At 55.2% G+C, this 13847-nt stretch carries 10 protein-coding genes; 9 read left to right on the forward strand and 1 reads right to left on the reverse strand.

What is annotated here, in order from left to right:
- The first annotated feature begins 202 nt into the window (after nt 1–202).
- The 7 genes from ENN40_06335 (at nt 203) to ENN40_06365 (ending at nt 8772) form a co-directional block, all read left to right on the forward strand.
- Nucleotides 203–808, forward strand: coding sequence for a TetR family transcriptional regulator (locus ENN40_06335; protein HDP94960.1), 606 nt, complete (start codon nt 203–205; stop codon nt 806–808).
- Nucleotides 809–858: 50 nt separating this feature from the next.
- Complete coding sequence (locus ENN40_06340; protein ID HDP94961.1) at nt 859–1965, forward strand: efflux RND transporter periplasmic adaptor subunit; 1107 nt, start codon at nt 859–861, stop codon at nt 1963–1965.
- Nucleotides 1962–5063: an efflux RND transporter permease subunit gene (locus ENN40_06345; GenBank protein HDP94962.1), complete on the forward strand. Its 3102-nt coding sequence runs from the start codon at nt 1962–1964 to the stop codon at nt 5061–5063. Before ENN40_06340 ends, ENN40_06345 begins: the two co-directional genes overlap by 4 nt.
- 2 nt (nt 5064–5065) lie before the next feature.
- A complete protein-coding gene (locus ENN40_06350; protein HDP94963.1) occupies nt 5066–6400 on the forward strand; it encodes a TolC family protein in 1335 nt (444 codons plus the stop codon).
- Between the two features lie 133 nt (nt 6401–6533).
- On the forward strand, nt 6534–6728 hold the full coding sequence (locus ENN40_06355) for a hypothetical protein (GenBank protein ID HDP94964.1): 195 nt from the start codon (nt 6534–6536) through the stop codon (nt 6726–6728).
- 103 nt (nt 6729–6831) lie between these two features.
- Entirely contained in the window at nt 6832–7293 is a 462-nt protein-coding gene (locus ENN40_06360; protein ID HDP94965.1) for a hypothetical protein, read from the forward strand.
- 102 nt (nt 7294–7395) lie between these two features.
- Entirely contained in the window at nt 7396–8772 is a 1377-nt protein-coding gene (locus ENN40_06365) for a hypothetical protein (GenBank protein ID HDP94966.1), read from the forward strand.
- Between the two features lie 36 nt (nt 8773–8808).
- Here the strand turns inward: ENN40_06365 and ENN40_06370 are convergent, their stop codons facing one another.
- Nucleotides 8809–9954, reverse strand: coding sequence for a hypothetical protein (locus tag ENN40_06370; protein ID HDP94967.1), 1146 nt, complete (start codon nt 9952–9954; stop codon nt 8809–8811).
- A gap of 153 nt (nt 9955–10107) precedes the next feature.
- Between ENN40_06370 and ENN40_06375 the strand changes: the two genes are divergently transcribed.
- Both ENN40_06375 and ENN40_06380 read left to right on the forward strand, forming a co-directional pair.
- Complete coding sequence (locus ENN40_06375) at nt 10108–10836, forward strand: hypothetical protein (GenBank protein HDP94968.1); 729 nt, start codon at nt 10108–10110, stop codon at nt 10834–10836.
- A gap of 556 nt (nt 10837–11392) precedes the next feature.
- Nucleotides 11393–13847: restriction endonuclease subunit R (locus ENN40_06380; GenBank protein ID HDP94969.1), on the forward strand; the 2455-nt coding region annotated here is incomplete at its 3' end.

The raw sequence follows: 13847 nt of genomic DNA on the forward strand, positions 1-13847 counted from the left end.
ACCTACGCTTGCGTTCGCTTATGCTTTATGCCCTACGGGTATGTATGCCCTCTGGGCACTCTTCTCCCACAAACTCTCGCCAATCATCAATGCGGGCTTACCCACACAAAACGTAATAGATCCATAAAATTAAGCGGATAGTTGACAGCCGGGGGCGGCAACTGCATAATACATACATGAATGTATGTTTGCTGGAGACCGGATGAGGCGCACCAAGGAAGAAGCCGAGGAGACGAGACAGCAGTTGTTGCGGGCAGCTCTGAGTCTTTTCGGAGAAAAGGGTTTCGCTGCGACACGGTTGTCTGAAATAGCCACAGTCGCGGGCATGACCCGGGGTGCCATTTACTGGCATTTCAAAAATAAGGAAGACCTGTTCCTGGAGCTTATCCGTTCACGGATTGATCCGTTTATCCAGGTGGTGGAACGGATCCTATCCCGCGATCTGCCTCCCCTGGAGACCTTGAAAGCCATTGTTACCGAGGTACCCACCGCCCTGATCCATAGCGGCGAATTGCTGGCCTACCAGAAATTGATGTTTATCAAGAGCCGCCACATCGGCGGTTTTCCCCAGTTGGAACCACTGATGGGAAAAGAACTGGATGCGCTTAAAAAGCGGGTGCGAGCCGCGGTGCAGAGGGGCCAGGAAATCGGGGAGATTGTGACCATCAACGCCGAAGCCGTGGTTATTTCATTGATGGCCCTGATGGTCGGACTGGCGGAAATGCTGGTGGAAGGAAAGGAAACAAAAGGCATTCAAGCCAACCTGGAGCAGATCACGTCAATGTTCATGCGGGGAATCCAGGCGTGATTTTTTTTGGTTATTTTACATACATACAAAAATGTATAAAAGGCAGGTTTATGATCCAACAGGAGATAAATGAAATGAGACTCAGAAAAATGAAATGGCTGGGAATCGCGGGAATATTGGTTGCCGGTTTGGCGCTGGCGACTGCTTGCGCCCGTGAGGAAGTAAAGGGGAAAAGCATGGTCCAGGTGTACCGCGAAAAGGGCGTTCCCGTGAGGGTCATGCATGTACAGAGCAAGCCATTTGTGACGGAGTATTCCTATGTAGCCGCATTGAAAGGCGTGAAGGAGTCCAATGCCGGGGCGCCCATTGGAGGCACCATCCACCGCATTCACCACCAGGTAGGAGATGTGGTGGTCAGGGACGCAGTGGTCATGTCTTTTCCCACAAATAGCCCGGCCACTCAATACGACCAGGCGCGAGTCGCTTTCAATCTGGCTGAAACCACCCTGGAGCGCATAAACAACTTGTATGCCGCCGGAGGAGTTTCCCGCCAGGAACTGGATACGGTTCAGACCCGATTCGATATAGCCAGGGCCAACTGGGATGCCGCCAGGCAATCGGTGCATGTGCGTGCCCCCATTGCCGGTACCATCACGCAGATCAGTGTCCGTGAATCGGATTCGGTGGAAGAAAAGACCCTGTTGTTTACCGTGGCCCGAACAGACCAGCTCAAAGCCGAAGTCTGGGTGAATGAGCACGATATCGCCCACATGCGCGTGGGCGACCGGGCGGTCGCCGAGTGGAAACATATCGCAATGCAAGGCGAGGTTACCCGAATCAACCGCACGGTGAATCCCATGCGCCAGGCCTTCGGCGTGGTTGTGGAGTTCGAGAATTTTGATCAAAAAGTTTTCTGTGGTGTCAATGCCGCCATCACCATCACCAGCGCTGACCAAAGCGAAGCAATTGCCCTGGGTCGTGAGGCGATTCGTTTCGAGGACAACAAAGCCTTTGTGTTCGTGGTACAGGACGGCCTTGCCGTCCGGCGGGAAGTGCGGATTGGCAGAAAGAGTGGTATGCGGGTGGAGATCCTTCATGGTCTCCTACCCGGGGAAATCATCGTAACCGAAGGATTGATGCTGGTGGAAAACGGCTCCCCGTTGAACATCATCGACTCTTTGCTGAACGCGGCAACGAATCGGGAGGAACGGCAATGAATATGGCTGACCTGTCCATTAAACGCCCCATCCTGGTCAGCATGGTGTTGATCGTGTTTGTCTTGTTCGGTGTCTTATCGTTTTTTAATATGAACCTGCAATTTTTGCCGGATACAGCCCTGCCCATGGTCACGGTCCGAACAGTGTATCCAGGCGCCAATTCCGAGGAAATTCAACTCCAGGTAACCAAGCCCATTGAGGACGCCGTGTCGGCGGTAAGTGAAATCGACTCCATTCAGTCTTATTCAATGGAAAACGCCTCGTTCATCATGATCTCTTTTCACCTGGGCAAGGATGTATACGTTGCCCTCGACGAGGTGAAGGATAAAGTGGATGGCATAATCGGAGATCTTCCGGATGACGCGGAAAATCCGCTGGTGCAGCGTTTTGATCCGCTATCCGTTCCAGTTGTGGATCTGTCGCTTTCCGGAAGTATACCGGCTACGACTTTGTACGACCTGGCGGACAAAAAACTGAAAAATCGCTTTTCCCAGATCAAGGGGGTTGCCGATGTGACGTTGACGGGCGGCAGGAAAAGGGAAGTCCGCGTGGAGATCGACAGTCGGGAGTTGCAGCAAAACGGCCTGTCTCTGCGTCAACTGGCGGGCATCCTGGCCATGAACAACCTGGACATGCCCGGGGGCAATATCCAGCCCGGCAATATGGATGTCAGTGTGCGTCTGCAGGGGAGGTTCCAGAGCCTGGAACAACTCCGCGCCCTGGAGGTGCCTACCCCCTTCGGGTTAAAAAAACTGTCCGACATGGCCACTATCAAGGATGCATATAAACCGGTGCGAAAACAGGCCACCTATTTCAACAACCAGGCCCAAAGGGGGGCTTCCGACGCCATCCTCATCAGCCTGCGCAAAACCAGTGGCAGCAACGAGGTGCGAACTTATAACGAAGTCGTCAAGGCCCTGCCCGAAATCCGTGAATTCCTGCCCTCAGGGTGTTCTCTGGAGTTGATCAACGAGTCGATCACCTATACCCGCGATTCCGTCAAGGACACGCTGATCAATATCGGATTGGGTATCCTGTTTACCGCACTCATTCTCTTCTTTTTCCTTCACGACCTGCGTTCCACCTTTATCGTTGCCTTGTCTATGCCCATGTCTATCTTTTCGGCCTTCCTGTTCATGCGCATGTCCGGGTTCTCGATGAACATGCTGACGCTTATGGGGCTGTCCACTTCGGTGGGCATCCTGGTGACCAACTCGGTGGTGGTGCTGGAAAACATCTTCCGTCATAAGAATAGGGGATTGGACAGCGCCCACAGCGCTTTGCGGGGAACACGGGAGGTCGCCATGGCCGTGTTGGCTTCGGCGGGAACCAACCTGGTGGTTTTTCTGCCCCTGTCTACCATGATCACCATCGCGGGTATCATGTTCCGCAACTTCAGCCTCACCGTGGTGTATGCCACGCTGTTCTCCCTGCTTATGTCATTTACGCTCACACCTATGCTGGCTTCGATGATTCTCCCGGACAAACCGACGCGGAAGTTCGGAATCAGCGAGAAGATGGAAGAAGTGTTTATATTCTTGGAAACCATCTACCGGAAAATCCTTTTGTTTTTCCTGCAAAAGCGACTCAGGGGGGCGACCTTCATCCTCGCGGCGTTTGTTTTGTTCTTGAGCAGCCTGTTCGCGGCCGGAAATATTGGCTTTGAATTCATTCCTGATACCGATGACGGACACTTGACCATCAAAGTGGATATGCCCACGGGGGCGAAACTCAGTGACACGGCGCGAACCGCCGCGGAAATCGAGGCGCGGTTGCAGCGAATCCCCGAGATTTCCAGGTTCTGGACCACTCTGGGTACCCAGAGCCTGGTGTATGAAGGTGTGGAGATGATGTTGACGAACGTCAAGCTGGTGGATGTCGATGAACGGTCTTTCTCCACGAAAGACCTGGTTTCGCGCCTGCACGAGGACTTGGCAAATATCCCCAATGCCCGTATCCGCGTGGCACCCCTGCGCAGCCTGGGGGGAGGAAATGTCGTGGATATCGACTTGCAACTGCAGGGACAGGACCTCGACGTGCTGGAAGGGTACAGCCGCGAATTGTTGCAAAAGATGAAATCCATTCCCGGACTGATCAACGCCGATTCCAGCTCCCGACGGGGCAAGCCGGAGTTGACCATTATTCCGGACAACCCCAAACTGGCCCGGGCCGGACTCACTACGACGGACCTGGCGGTGGCCGTGCGTGCCGCCGTGGACGGCCTGGTGGCCACCCAATATCGCGATAAAGGCGAAGAATATGACATCCGTGTAGCTTTGAGTGAAGAAGCCACCGACACCCCGGAAGAGATCGCCAATATTGCGGTTTTTTCCCGGCAAGGGCGGTACACACTGGGGCAACTGGCGACCATCGAGTTCGGGGAAGGCCGGAACATGATTCTGGGCAAAGATCGTTACAAGTCGATCCGGTTGACCGGGGCTGTGGCCCAGGGTTATGTGCTCGGTGCAATCAGTGATCAACTGGACGCGGCCATCGCCGGCCTGAACCTGCCCGCGGGCTACAAAGTCCGCTGGGGCATGATGGTGGAAGAGATGGATAAAACCGTGAGCGCCATCATCCGGGCTTTTGTCATTGCCCTGATCCTGACCTACATGCTGTTGGCGGGAATCCTGGAAAGCCTGGTCCAGCCCCTCTATATCCTCGGCACCATTCCCCTCTCCCTGATCGGGGTGTTCTACTTTCTGGCCTTGACGGGCTCCACCATGAACATCGTCTCCATGCTGGCCATCGTCATGTTGATCGGCATCGTGGTCAACAACGCCATCCTTTTGTTGGACTACACCAACCAATTGGTCCGGGAAAAGGGTGAAAAAGTCAGGGATGCCCTGTTGACCGCCTGTCCGGCCCGCCTGAAAGCAATTCTCATGTCCACCATCGCCATTATCCTGGGTATGCTGCCCATGGCGGCGGGCATCGGCGCGTCGGGAAGGGAACTGCGTCAGCCCATGGGCATCGTTTCCATCGGCGGCGTGCTGGTGTCCGCGGTGTTCACCCTGGTGCTGATCCCCGTGCTGTACGATATGTTGAGCGGCAAAATAAAGCAGAAAACCTTGGCTGGAGCTTTAAAGGAGAATTAGATATGCGAAACAGGATCGTGTTGGGACTGGTAGCTTTCGCCCTGGCCCTGCAGGCCGGGTACTCAAGGGAATACAAGCTGGACGACTTCATTGAAGCGGTCCGGGAAAACAGCAAGGTGCTGCGCCTGGCGGCAAAACAGAAAGAAACGGCCCGGGAACAGAAACGCGAAGCCCGCGCCGGGGCTTTTCCCCAAATCGGTATCGAAATCGGGTATACCCGCAACCTGAGTGATTACTATATGTATTTCGACCTTTCCTCTCTCCTGGGCGGGCCTCCCATAGTGTCTAAAGTCCCCATCAAGCGCGACAATGAGCTCATTGCCACCCTCGGTGTGAATCAGACCTTGTTCAATGCCTCGGTGCTGTATGCCGTAAAAGCCTCCCGCCGGTACGAAGCGCTGGTTGAGGAGGTGTACCAAGCCAATGAGCAGGCGGTGATCAACAACGCCAAGAAGTTGTTTTACCAGGGGATCCTGCTGGACAAGGTGGTGGATGTGGCTCACAAGTCGGAACAGAACGCCCGGGAGAATTTCCGGGATGTCAAATTGAAATACGAGCAGGGGCAGGTGTCGGAATTTGAATTGCTGCGCGCGGAAACCCGCTGGCGGGCGGCGATTCCGGAAGTTCTGCAGGCCGAACGCAACCGCGACCTCCTGATCAACAACCTGAAGAACCTTGCGGGGATTGATCCGGATGTAAGAGTTGTGCTGGACGGCACACTGGAAGGTGTTCCGGTTTTCCCGGAAGTGGTGGGAATTGAGCGGGCCTTGAGCGCCCGGCCCGATTACAACGTGCTGCTGAACCAGGAGAAACTGGCCGGAACCGGGGTGCGGGCCGCTCGCGGTTCCTATTTGCCAGTGGTGAAAGCCCGGGCCGCTTTTGCCTACTCGTCTCAGTCCGATGCATTCAAACTGGAGGAGGAAAACAAGTTGTGGATGGTGGGGATCAACCTCTCCCTTCCTGTTTTTACGGGCGGCTATCGCAAGGCCCAGGTGAACAAGGCGAAAATCGAGTTGGACAAGGTCCGCATCCGCATGCAGCGGATGCGCGATGATGTGCGCACCGAGTTGAACGACGTGTACCTGAAATTGGACGAGGCGCGGCAGCGCATGGAATCGACGCAATCCACGCTGAACGTGGCCCGCAAGGCCTTCCAGATCGCGGAGGTCACCACCCGCAACGGGCTGACCACCCAACTGGACCTGAAGGACGCGAGGGTGGCCCTGGACCGGGCGGCCCTGGGATCCTGCATGGCCCACTACGATTACCTGGCGGCTTACTTCGACTGGGAAACCGCGACTGGCCTGGATCAACAGCTTTCCTTCACTTTCCAATAGACGTGGGTGCGCCCAATCCCACTGTCTTATTACAAGACCGAATGCCGCTGTTTGGAGAACCCGGTGATTGACCCCGGCGGCCCGCCCATGCTAGAGTGGTCGCAGGCGATATGATAGCTTGAGGAGGCATGCCATGATCCGCAACCGTATTGTTCGACAACTTGTGATCCTGATCGCGATGCTTGCCGCAATGGCGGGCGTATACTTCTCCCGCCGGCCGCTGATCGGTTTGGGCGATGCCGGATTCTGGATGATCTTTGCCATGGGCATGCTCACCGGTGCCACCTTGTCCAACTTGATCGCCCTGCTGCGCAACCGCAAAACATAAAAGGCTTCCCGGTTTAGCGTGAATTCCGGCCCGGCGGCAACACCGCCAACCAGATGGTGGGCATTCAGCCTCCTGCGACGACAGTTTGAGGGGAAGTCCGCTCATGGCCGCAAACAGTCGTGACCTGACCCGGGGGCGCATTCCCCCCATGCTGTTGCGGCTCACGCTGCCCATGCTCTTGGGTATGGTCAGCATGACCCTGTTCAACCTGGCCGACACCATGTACGTGGGGTGGCTGGGCAAAACCCAGTTGGCTGCCTTGAGTTTCACTTTTCCCGTGGTCATGGTGCTCAACAGCATTGCCATGGGGGTCGGCATGGGTGGCGCCGCCCTTGTTTCAACCCTGGTGGGCGCGAAAGACCGCCGGCGGGTGCGGCGCCTCAGCACCGACGCGCTGGTGCTGGGGATTATCCTGGCCCTGTCTGCGGCGATCATCGGCGAGCTGACCATCCGGCCCCTCTTCCGCTTGCTGGGCGCCGCTTTGGCCAACATTGTTTCCGGCCTGGTGTCCGTTCCTGTCCTGACGCGCATCACCGGCCCGTTGAATGAGGACTCGACCCCGTGAATGGTCGCTTGAACTTTGCGGTTGATTCTTTGCTGTCTTCAGATTACCATCAACGCATGGTGAAAAGTCGCAGCGACTTTTCAAGGCTTGGAGGGAGGCAGGATGGCGCATTGCGGATGGTTTTGCAAATGGTGTTTGAGCGTGACTTTTGTCCTGGTGCAAGTGGTTGTGTACGCAGCGGCACTTCCGGTTGATCAGGACAAGAACCTTCAATCGGCGATCCGTGCCGGTAACCGGGACCAGGTGGTTGAGGCCCTGGCATCGGGTGGTGACGATTTGCGGCAAAAAGTTCTCATCAGTCCCGACTACTATCTGCAGTTGACCGCGCGTTTCGGCACCTCGGACCTGTTGCGCTATTTTGTCGAGCAATTCGGTTTACAGCAAAACAAAAAATACCTCAGTGAAGCATTGGTGACCGCCATCGACAACGAACGTTTTGAAGCGGTGGCCCGCACCCTCATCGATCTGGGCGCGGACCCGGCCCATGAATTTTCCGGCAAGACCGCCCTGGGAAGGTTGGCGTATCTGCATGCGGGCAAGCAGGCAAAAAGAGAAAAGATGTTGGAAACCGCCCGCCTGCTGCTGGACAATGGGGCGAATGTGAACCTCTTTGACGAGACCATGGAAACCCCCTTGATGGCTGCCGCCAGGAATGATGATTTGGGCCTGGTAAAACTATTTCTGGAACACGGGGCTGATCCCCATCTGACAAACAAGGATACCGCCTCGGCATTTACCCTGGCCAGGCCCGGATCAGCCGTTGCCGCAGCCCTTGAACGGCAGAAAGAGAAAATCGCTTTGAACTCCCTGTCCCAGTGGAAGCCTGAAGCGCAAAACAGTCAGACAAAAGACCTTCCCGCAGACCAATCGGTATTTGCCGAGCCGAAATCCCTTAAAGTCATGCAGATTTCGGAAGCCGCCGCTTTCGGATATACGGACAGGCTGAAGGAGCTGCTCGATGCCGGAGTCGACCCGAATTCCGCCGTGGATTCTTCCGGGTTCACCGTGTTGATGCAGGCCGCAAATGCGGAAGTGGCTCAATTGCTGCTAAATGCCGGCGCTGATGTCCGCCGGACGGATAAGGACGGCTGGAACGCCCTGCATTTTGCCGCCACCCGCGAATCCAGTGCCGCGCAGATAAACCTGCTCATCCAGGCGGGCCTGGACGTAAATGGCCGCACCAAACGGGGCGAGACCGCGCTCAGGCTTGCGGGACTCCTGTTTACGGAAAAGATCTTCCCCGCCTGGGGAGAAACACTCATCGCTTTGCTGGTCGACAAGGGGGCGGATATCAACAGCACCGACCTGGAGGGCCACACCCTGCTTCACCAGGCGGCATTCAACGACAACGCCGAACTGGCCGCCGTGTGCCTGCGCCATGGAGCGGATCCCGATGCAAAGACTGCGGCGGCAAGAACCCCCAGGCAAGTGGCACAAGAACTGGGTTCAAAGAAATTCCTGCAGGCAGTGCAAAAATAGCGCGTTCTTTCCCGCTGTCGGTTCCAGCCCGGATTTCTATTGCAGCGTGATTCTCAGGCGTCCGGTCTGGCCGGTTTTCAAGTTCCACTTCTGGTTCCGCCGGCCCTGGACAACGTGGCTGATCTCCATGGAGGCGGTATTCGGGCTGGAGCTGCCTTCATTCAACGCCCTGATCTCAAGCGTATTTGCTCCCCGGTTGATCTGCAGCTGGAAAGTGGTTTTCGCTCGCTGCAACAATATGTTCTGGCGAACCACCCGCCCATTCAAGTAGAGATCGACCCGGTCTCCGTCGATGGAGCCGTGATCCCATACCGATACCGTGATCATGTAGTGGTTGACCGTGACGTCGCTCAATCCCGTGTCGCCTTGATTCTGGTCACCCTGAGCACCGGGAACGCAGTCCTGGGGCAGGCGCTGTTGCAGCTGGGCGTGCAGGTTGTCGACTTCGTTGATCATGTACCCCAGGTTGACCGGATTAACGCCCACCTGGAGGAGCCGGTTCATGCGGTTGATGGGGTCAAAATCGTCTATGCGCACACAGCGCCCGGTAATGGGGCGCAGTTGGAAGTATTCGTTGAGAACGCCGATAAAGTAACTTAAATGCTGGCGCGCATCCGCAACCGTGACTCCCCAGCCCGAGTAGCCGTTCCGGAGCTGTTCATTGGCGATCTTCAGCGTCTGTTGGGCGTAGCTGAGCAACCATCCCATTTTAAAGTATTTCTCGGCGCAGGTTTGATAAAACTGTCGCTGGTATTGAAACACAATGGTCATCAGCGGACTGGAAAAACTCCCGTAGGTGGAGCGCAAAGATGCGGCCAACTGCTGACGGTGCCGGCTGTGGGGCCAGCGCCGGAAATTGGTCGCCCAGGTTCGGAGGTTGTTGCGCATGGCGGCGGCTCCCGGCCAGGCCGGATTCAGGCGTGAACACACCTGGTTGGAGGTAAGGATATGATCTCCGGCGGTATTAATGAATTGGACGATGGCATCGTCCGGACCACTCATCCAGGCTTGTCGCACCTGGGTGTAGTACATCAGCGAAGTGGCCCAGCCCAGGTTGCATCCCGCGGCCCAGATCTGCCAGCAGCAATCCGCCCGCGGCGGATCCTGTTGGGCCGGAATCGCGACGTTCAGAAAAATCAGGACACAGAAAAGCGGGATCATCAACTTTTTTGAGGATTTCACCCTTCACCTCCCCGAATGCGATATCGCCTGACAAACTATAGAAAAGCCCCCATCCAATGTCAATTGGAAAAAAATAAACAGAATCTGGGCGAGAGGCGAGGGCGCCCCAAGGTTCTTCTTGAATGTATTGAACGTCGGGATTATGCTTTGGATATGAAAACAAAAATCATGACACTTGTGGTTGTGATTGTTCTGATTGGGGGAGTGTGGGGGTGCAAAAAGGGGGATATCGCAGATGTTTCCGGGGAGGTTACGGGGATCTGGCGGACCGTGGTTTCGTATGACCCATCCAGCGGATTGAACCTGCCATGGGTATTTCTGATCACGTTGCATGCCGGCGGCGGGCTTGACCTGTTTGGCAAGCCCGGTGGCACCTTTAGTGTGGATGAGGGCCGGGTCCGTTTCGGATTTGCCTATGAAGACAAATACCGCTCCACCACCCACCAGTTCCGGTTCCTCTGCACCATTCCGACATCCGGCAGAATGACGGGCGTGTTGCAGGATGACGGTCGCCGGATCGGCACCGTGGCGGCGGCGCGGGTTGCGGCACTCGACCTGTTTGACGTTGTGGGGAACTGGAGTTTCAGAGTGGACTTCCATGCCGGTTCCGAAGCCTATCGCGGCAACCTGCCGCGGGAGTGGAATTTCACATTCACGGCGACGGAAGAGGTCTGGCTGGGCAACCAGCGCAAACAGACCTACGTGTTTGATGGCTTGAACATCCGGTTTCTCTGCCATTATTACCTGGACGAATCCACCGGAAGCGCCAAGCATCTTTTGTTCACGGGCACCATGAGTGATGACGATCACCTGAGCGGCTACCTGTACAACGATGTGGGCGACGCCATGATCCTGGGTGATTTCATTGCCCGGCGCGATTAACGATTGCTTTCCTTTCATCTTCCTTGCAATTCGAAGTGCGAAATCCGAAACAATATCAAAGGCCAACTGCTCAAAATTCAAAACAAAAGCATTCGAGTCATTCAGGCGAACTTGTCATTGGGGAACCGGAAGGACTTGTCATTTATTCGCTGCGCTCACGTCATTATTGAGAGTTGAAGAGGGAAGAAGTAGGAGCGACCGGCCGGTCGCCCTGAAGTTGGAGAGTTGGGTAGTTGGGAAATTGAAAAATTGGAAAGAAAGTTACGGGAAACAGGCGTAGGAGAGGCCCCCCGTGGCCGCCCTGTAGAAGGTAGAACGTAGAAGGAGAGAAAAAAGAAGTAAAGGGCGTTGAGGACGGAAAAGAAGTTAGAAAAAGTTCTTTGCGGTTTGTTTCTTAATTATGAAAGAGTCTGCTCCGGTTTTTCCTTTGTTTTTATTGGCATGTGATTGCCGTGTTGTCTATAATGGTTTCGGGTAGCGAAATACTGTTGATACCAGATTGTTTCGCAGCTGAATTACCAGGCAGGGCCTGGGGCTGATTGCTTGAGGAGAGGAAATGAATCCACCGGATGGGATCAAGAAACTGGTTGAAATCTTTGCAGACAACCTGGATGCCTATAAGCGGGCTTCCTACAAAGAGACCCAGGTGCGTCGCGAATTTATCGATCCTTTCTTCGAGGTATTGGGCTGGGATGTGGCCAACCGCCGGGGTTACGCGGAATCTTACAAAGATGTGATTCACGAGGACGCCATCAAGGTGGGCGGTGTGACCAAGGCGCCGGACTATTGTTTCCGCATCGGCGGAAAGCGCATGTTTTTTCTTGAGGCCAAAAAGCCGGCCGTCGATATCAGCGAAGATATTCACCCGGCCTTTCAACTGCGCCGCTACGCCTGGAGCGCCAAACTGCCATTGAGCATCCTGACCGATTTCGAGGAATTCGCGGTTTACGATTGCCGTGTCCGCCCGCAAAAATCCGACAAAGTGTCCCATTCCCGGATTTTGTACCTGACCTTCAGGGATTACCTCCAACGCTGGGATGAGATCGCTGCGATTTTTTCACGCGAAGCGGTGCTGAAAGGGTCTTTTGACCGGTTCGTGGTATCCGCCAGCGCCAAAAAGGGCACAACCGAAGTGGATACCGCTTTCCTGCAGGAAATCGAGAGGTGGCGGGAAATGCTGGCCCGCAATATTGCTCTGCGCAATCCTTCACTTTCCCAGCGTGAACTGAATTTTTCCGTGCAGCGCACCATTGACCGCATCGTGTTTCTGCGCATCTGCGAAGATCGCGGCATGGAGAAATACGGTGAGTTAATGGCGTTGCGGGAGGGAGGAAATGTCTATGACCGCTTGTTCACGTTGTTTGACCGGGCTGATGAAAAATACAACTCCGGCCTGTTTTATTTCAAGCTGGAAAGGGGAAGGGAATATTGTGATGACTTGGCGCCAACCCTGAAGGTCGATGACAAGCCCTTGAAGGACGTTTTCAAGAACCTATACTATCCGGAAAGCCCCTACGAGTTTTCCGTGCTGCCCGCCGACATCCTGGGCCGGGTATACGAAAAGTTTCTGGGCAAGGTGATCCGCCTGACCGCGGGCCATCAGGCCAGGGTTGAAGACAAGCCCGAAGTGCGCAAAGCGGGTGGCGTGTATTACACCCCGACTTATATTGTGGACTACATTGTCAAAAGTACTGTGGGGAGATTGGTTGCGGGAAAGAAACCCGGCCCCCGGGGAGGGGTGAGTCAATTGCGCATCCTGGATCCGGCCTGCGGGTCCGGTTCCTTTCTGATCGGGGCTTATCAGTTTCTGCTGGACTGGCACCGCGATCAATACGTTGCGGATGGTCCGGAAAACTGGGCGACGGGGAAAAGTCCGCGGATGTACCAGTCTCAGGGGGGTGAGTGGCGCCTGACCACGGAAGAACGCAAGCGCATTCTGTTAAATAACATCTACGGTGTGGACATCGACCCCCAGGCCGTTGAAGTAACCAAGCTGTCGTTGTTGCTGAAAGTGCTGGAGGGCGAGAATCAACAGAGCATCGGCAAGCAGATGGATTTGTTCCGGGAGCGGGTCCTGCCGGACCTGTCCGACAACATCAAGTGCGGCAACTCCCTGGTCGGGCCCGATTTCTACCACCAGCGCCAGGCCGGCTTGTTCAGCGAAGAGGACGCGTTTCGCATCAACGCTTTTGATTGGCACAAGGAGTTTGCCGGGATCATGCAAGCCGGCGGCTTTGACGCCGTCATCGGCAACCCGCCCTATGTGCGTCAGGAAGGACTCGCGGAGTACAAATCCTATTTTCAGGAAAAATACAAGGTGTATCATGGTATCGCCGATCTGTATGCCTATTTTATTGAACGCGGGATATCCCTGCTGAAACCCGGTGGTTATTTCAGCTATATCGTGGCCAACAAATGGCTGCGCGCCAATTACGGCAGCCCCTTGCGGGGGTGGTTGAAAAAGCATCAAATCATGCAGATCGTGGATTTCGGCGATCTGCCCGTGTTCAGGCAGGCCACCACTTATCCCTGCGTGCTGGTGGTGCGCAACCAGCCTGCCGGGCCCGATTTTCGTGCCGTATCCGTGGATACCCTGGATTTTGTGGATCTTGCAGAGTATGTAGAGAAACACGCTTTTGGCGTTCCGGTAAGCGCCCTGAATGATAACGGCTGGGCGCTGGTTGAACCCGCATCACAGGCACTTCTGGACAAACTGCGCAACCAGGGCGTGCCTTTAAGCGAATATGTGGACGGCAAAATCTACTATGGTATAAAAACTGGCTTGAACGAGGCATTCGTTATCGATGCCGATACCCGGCAAAAACTGATCACGGCGGATCCGCAAAGTGACGCCATCTTAAAACCTTTTCTGTTCGGCCGGGATATCAAACGCTACCGGCCGTTGAAAACCGAGAAGTATTTGATTGTTACAAGGCGAGGCATAGATATTAATAAATATCCTGCGGTTAAGGAGCATTTGCTGAAGTTTAAAGACAGACTAACTCCAAGGC

Source organism: Candidatus Aminicenantes bacterium (genome assembly GCA_011049425.1).
GTDB lineage: Bacteria > Acidobacteriota > Aminicenantia > UBA2199 > UBA2199 > UBA876.

Coding starts and splice junctions, on each gene's coding strand:
- ENN40_06335 (HDP94960.1), top strand. CDS start 203: ATGAGGCGCACCAAGGAAGAAGCCGAGGAGACGAGACAGCAGTTGTTG.
- ENN40_06340 (HDP94961.1), top strand. CDS start 859: ATGATCCAACAGGAGATAAATGAAATGAGACTCAGAAAAATGAAATGG.
- ENN40_06345 (HDP94962.1), top strand. CDS start 1,962: ATGAATATGGCTGACCTGTCCATTAAACGCCCCATCCTGGTCAGCATG.
- ENN40_06350 (HDP94963.1), top strand. CDS start 5,066: ATGCGAAACAGGATCGTGTTGGGACTGGTAGCTTTCGCCCTGGCCCTG.
- ENN40_06355 (HDP94964.1), top strand. CDS start 6,534: ATGATCCGCAACCGTATTGTTCGACAACTTGTGATCCTGATCGCGATG.
- ENN40_06360 (HDP94965.1), top strand. CDS start 6,832: ATGGCCGCAAACAGTCGTGACCTGACCCGGGGGCGCATTCCCCCCATG.
- ENN40_06365 (HDP94966.1), top strand. CDS start 7,396: ATGGCGCATTGCGGATGGTTTTGCAAATGGTGTTTGAGCGTGACTTTT.
- ENN40_06375 (HDP94968.1), top strand. CDS start 10,108: ATGAAAACAAAAATCATGACACTTGTGGTTGTGATTGTTCTGATTGGG.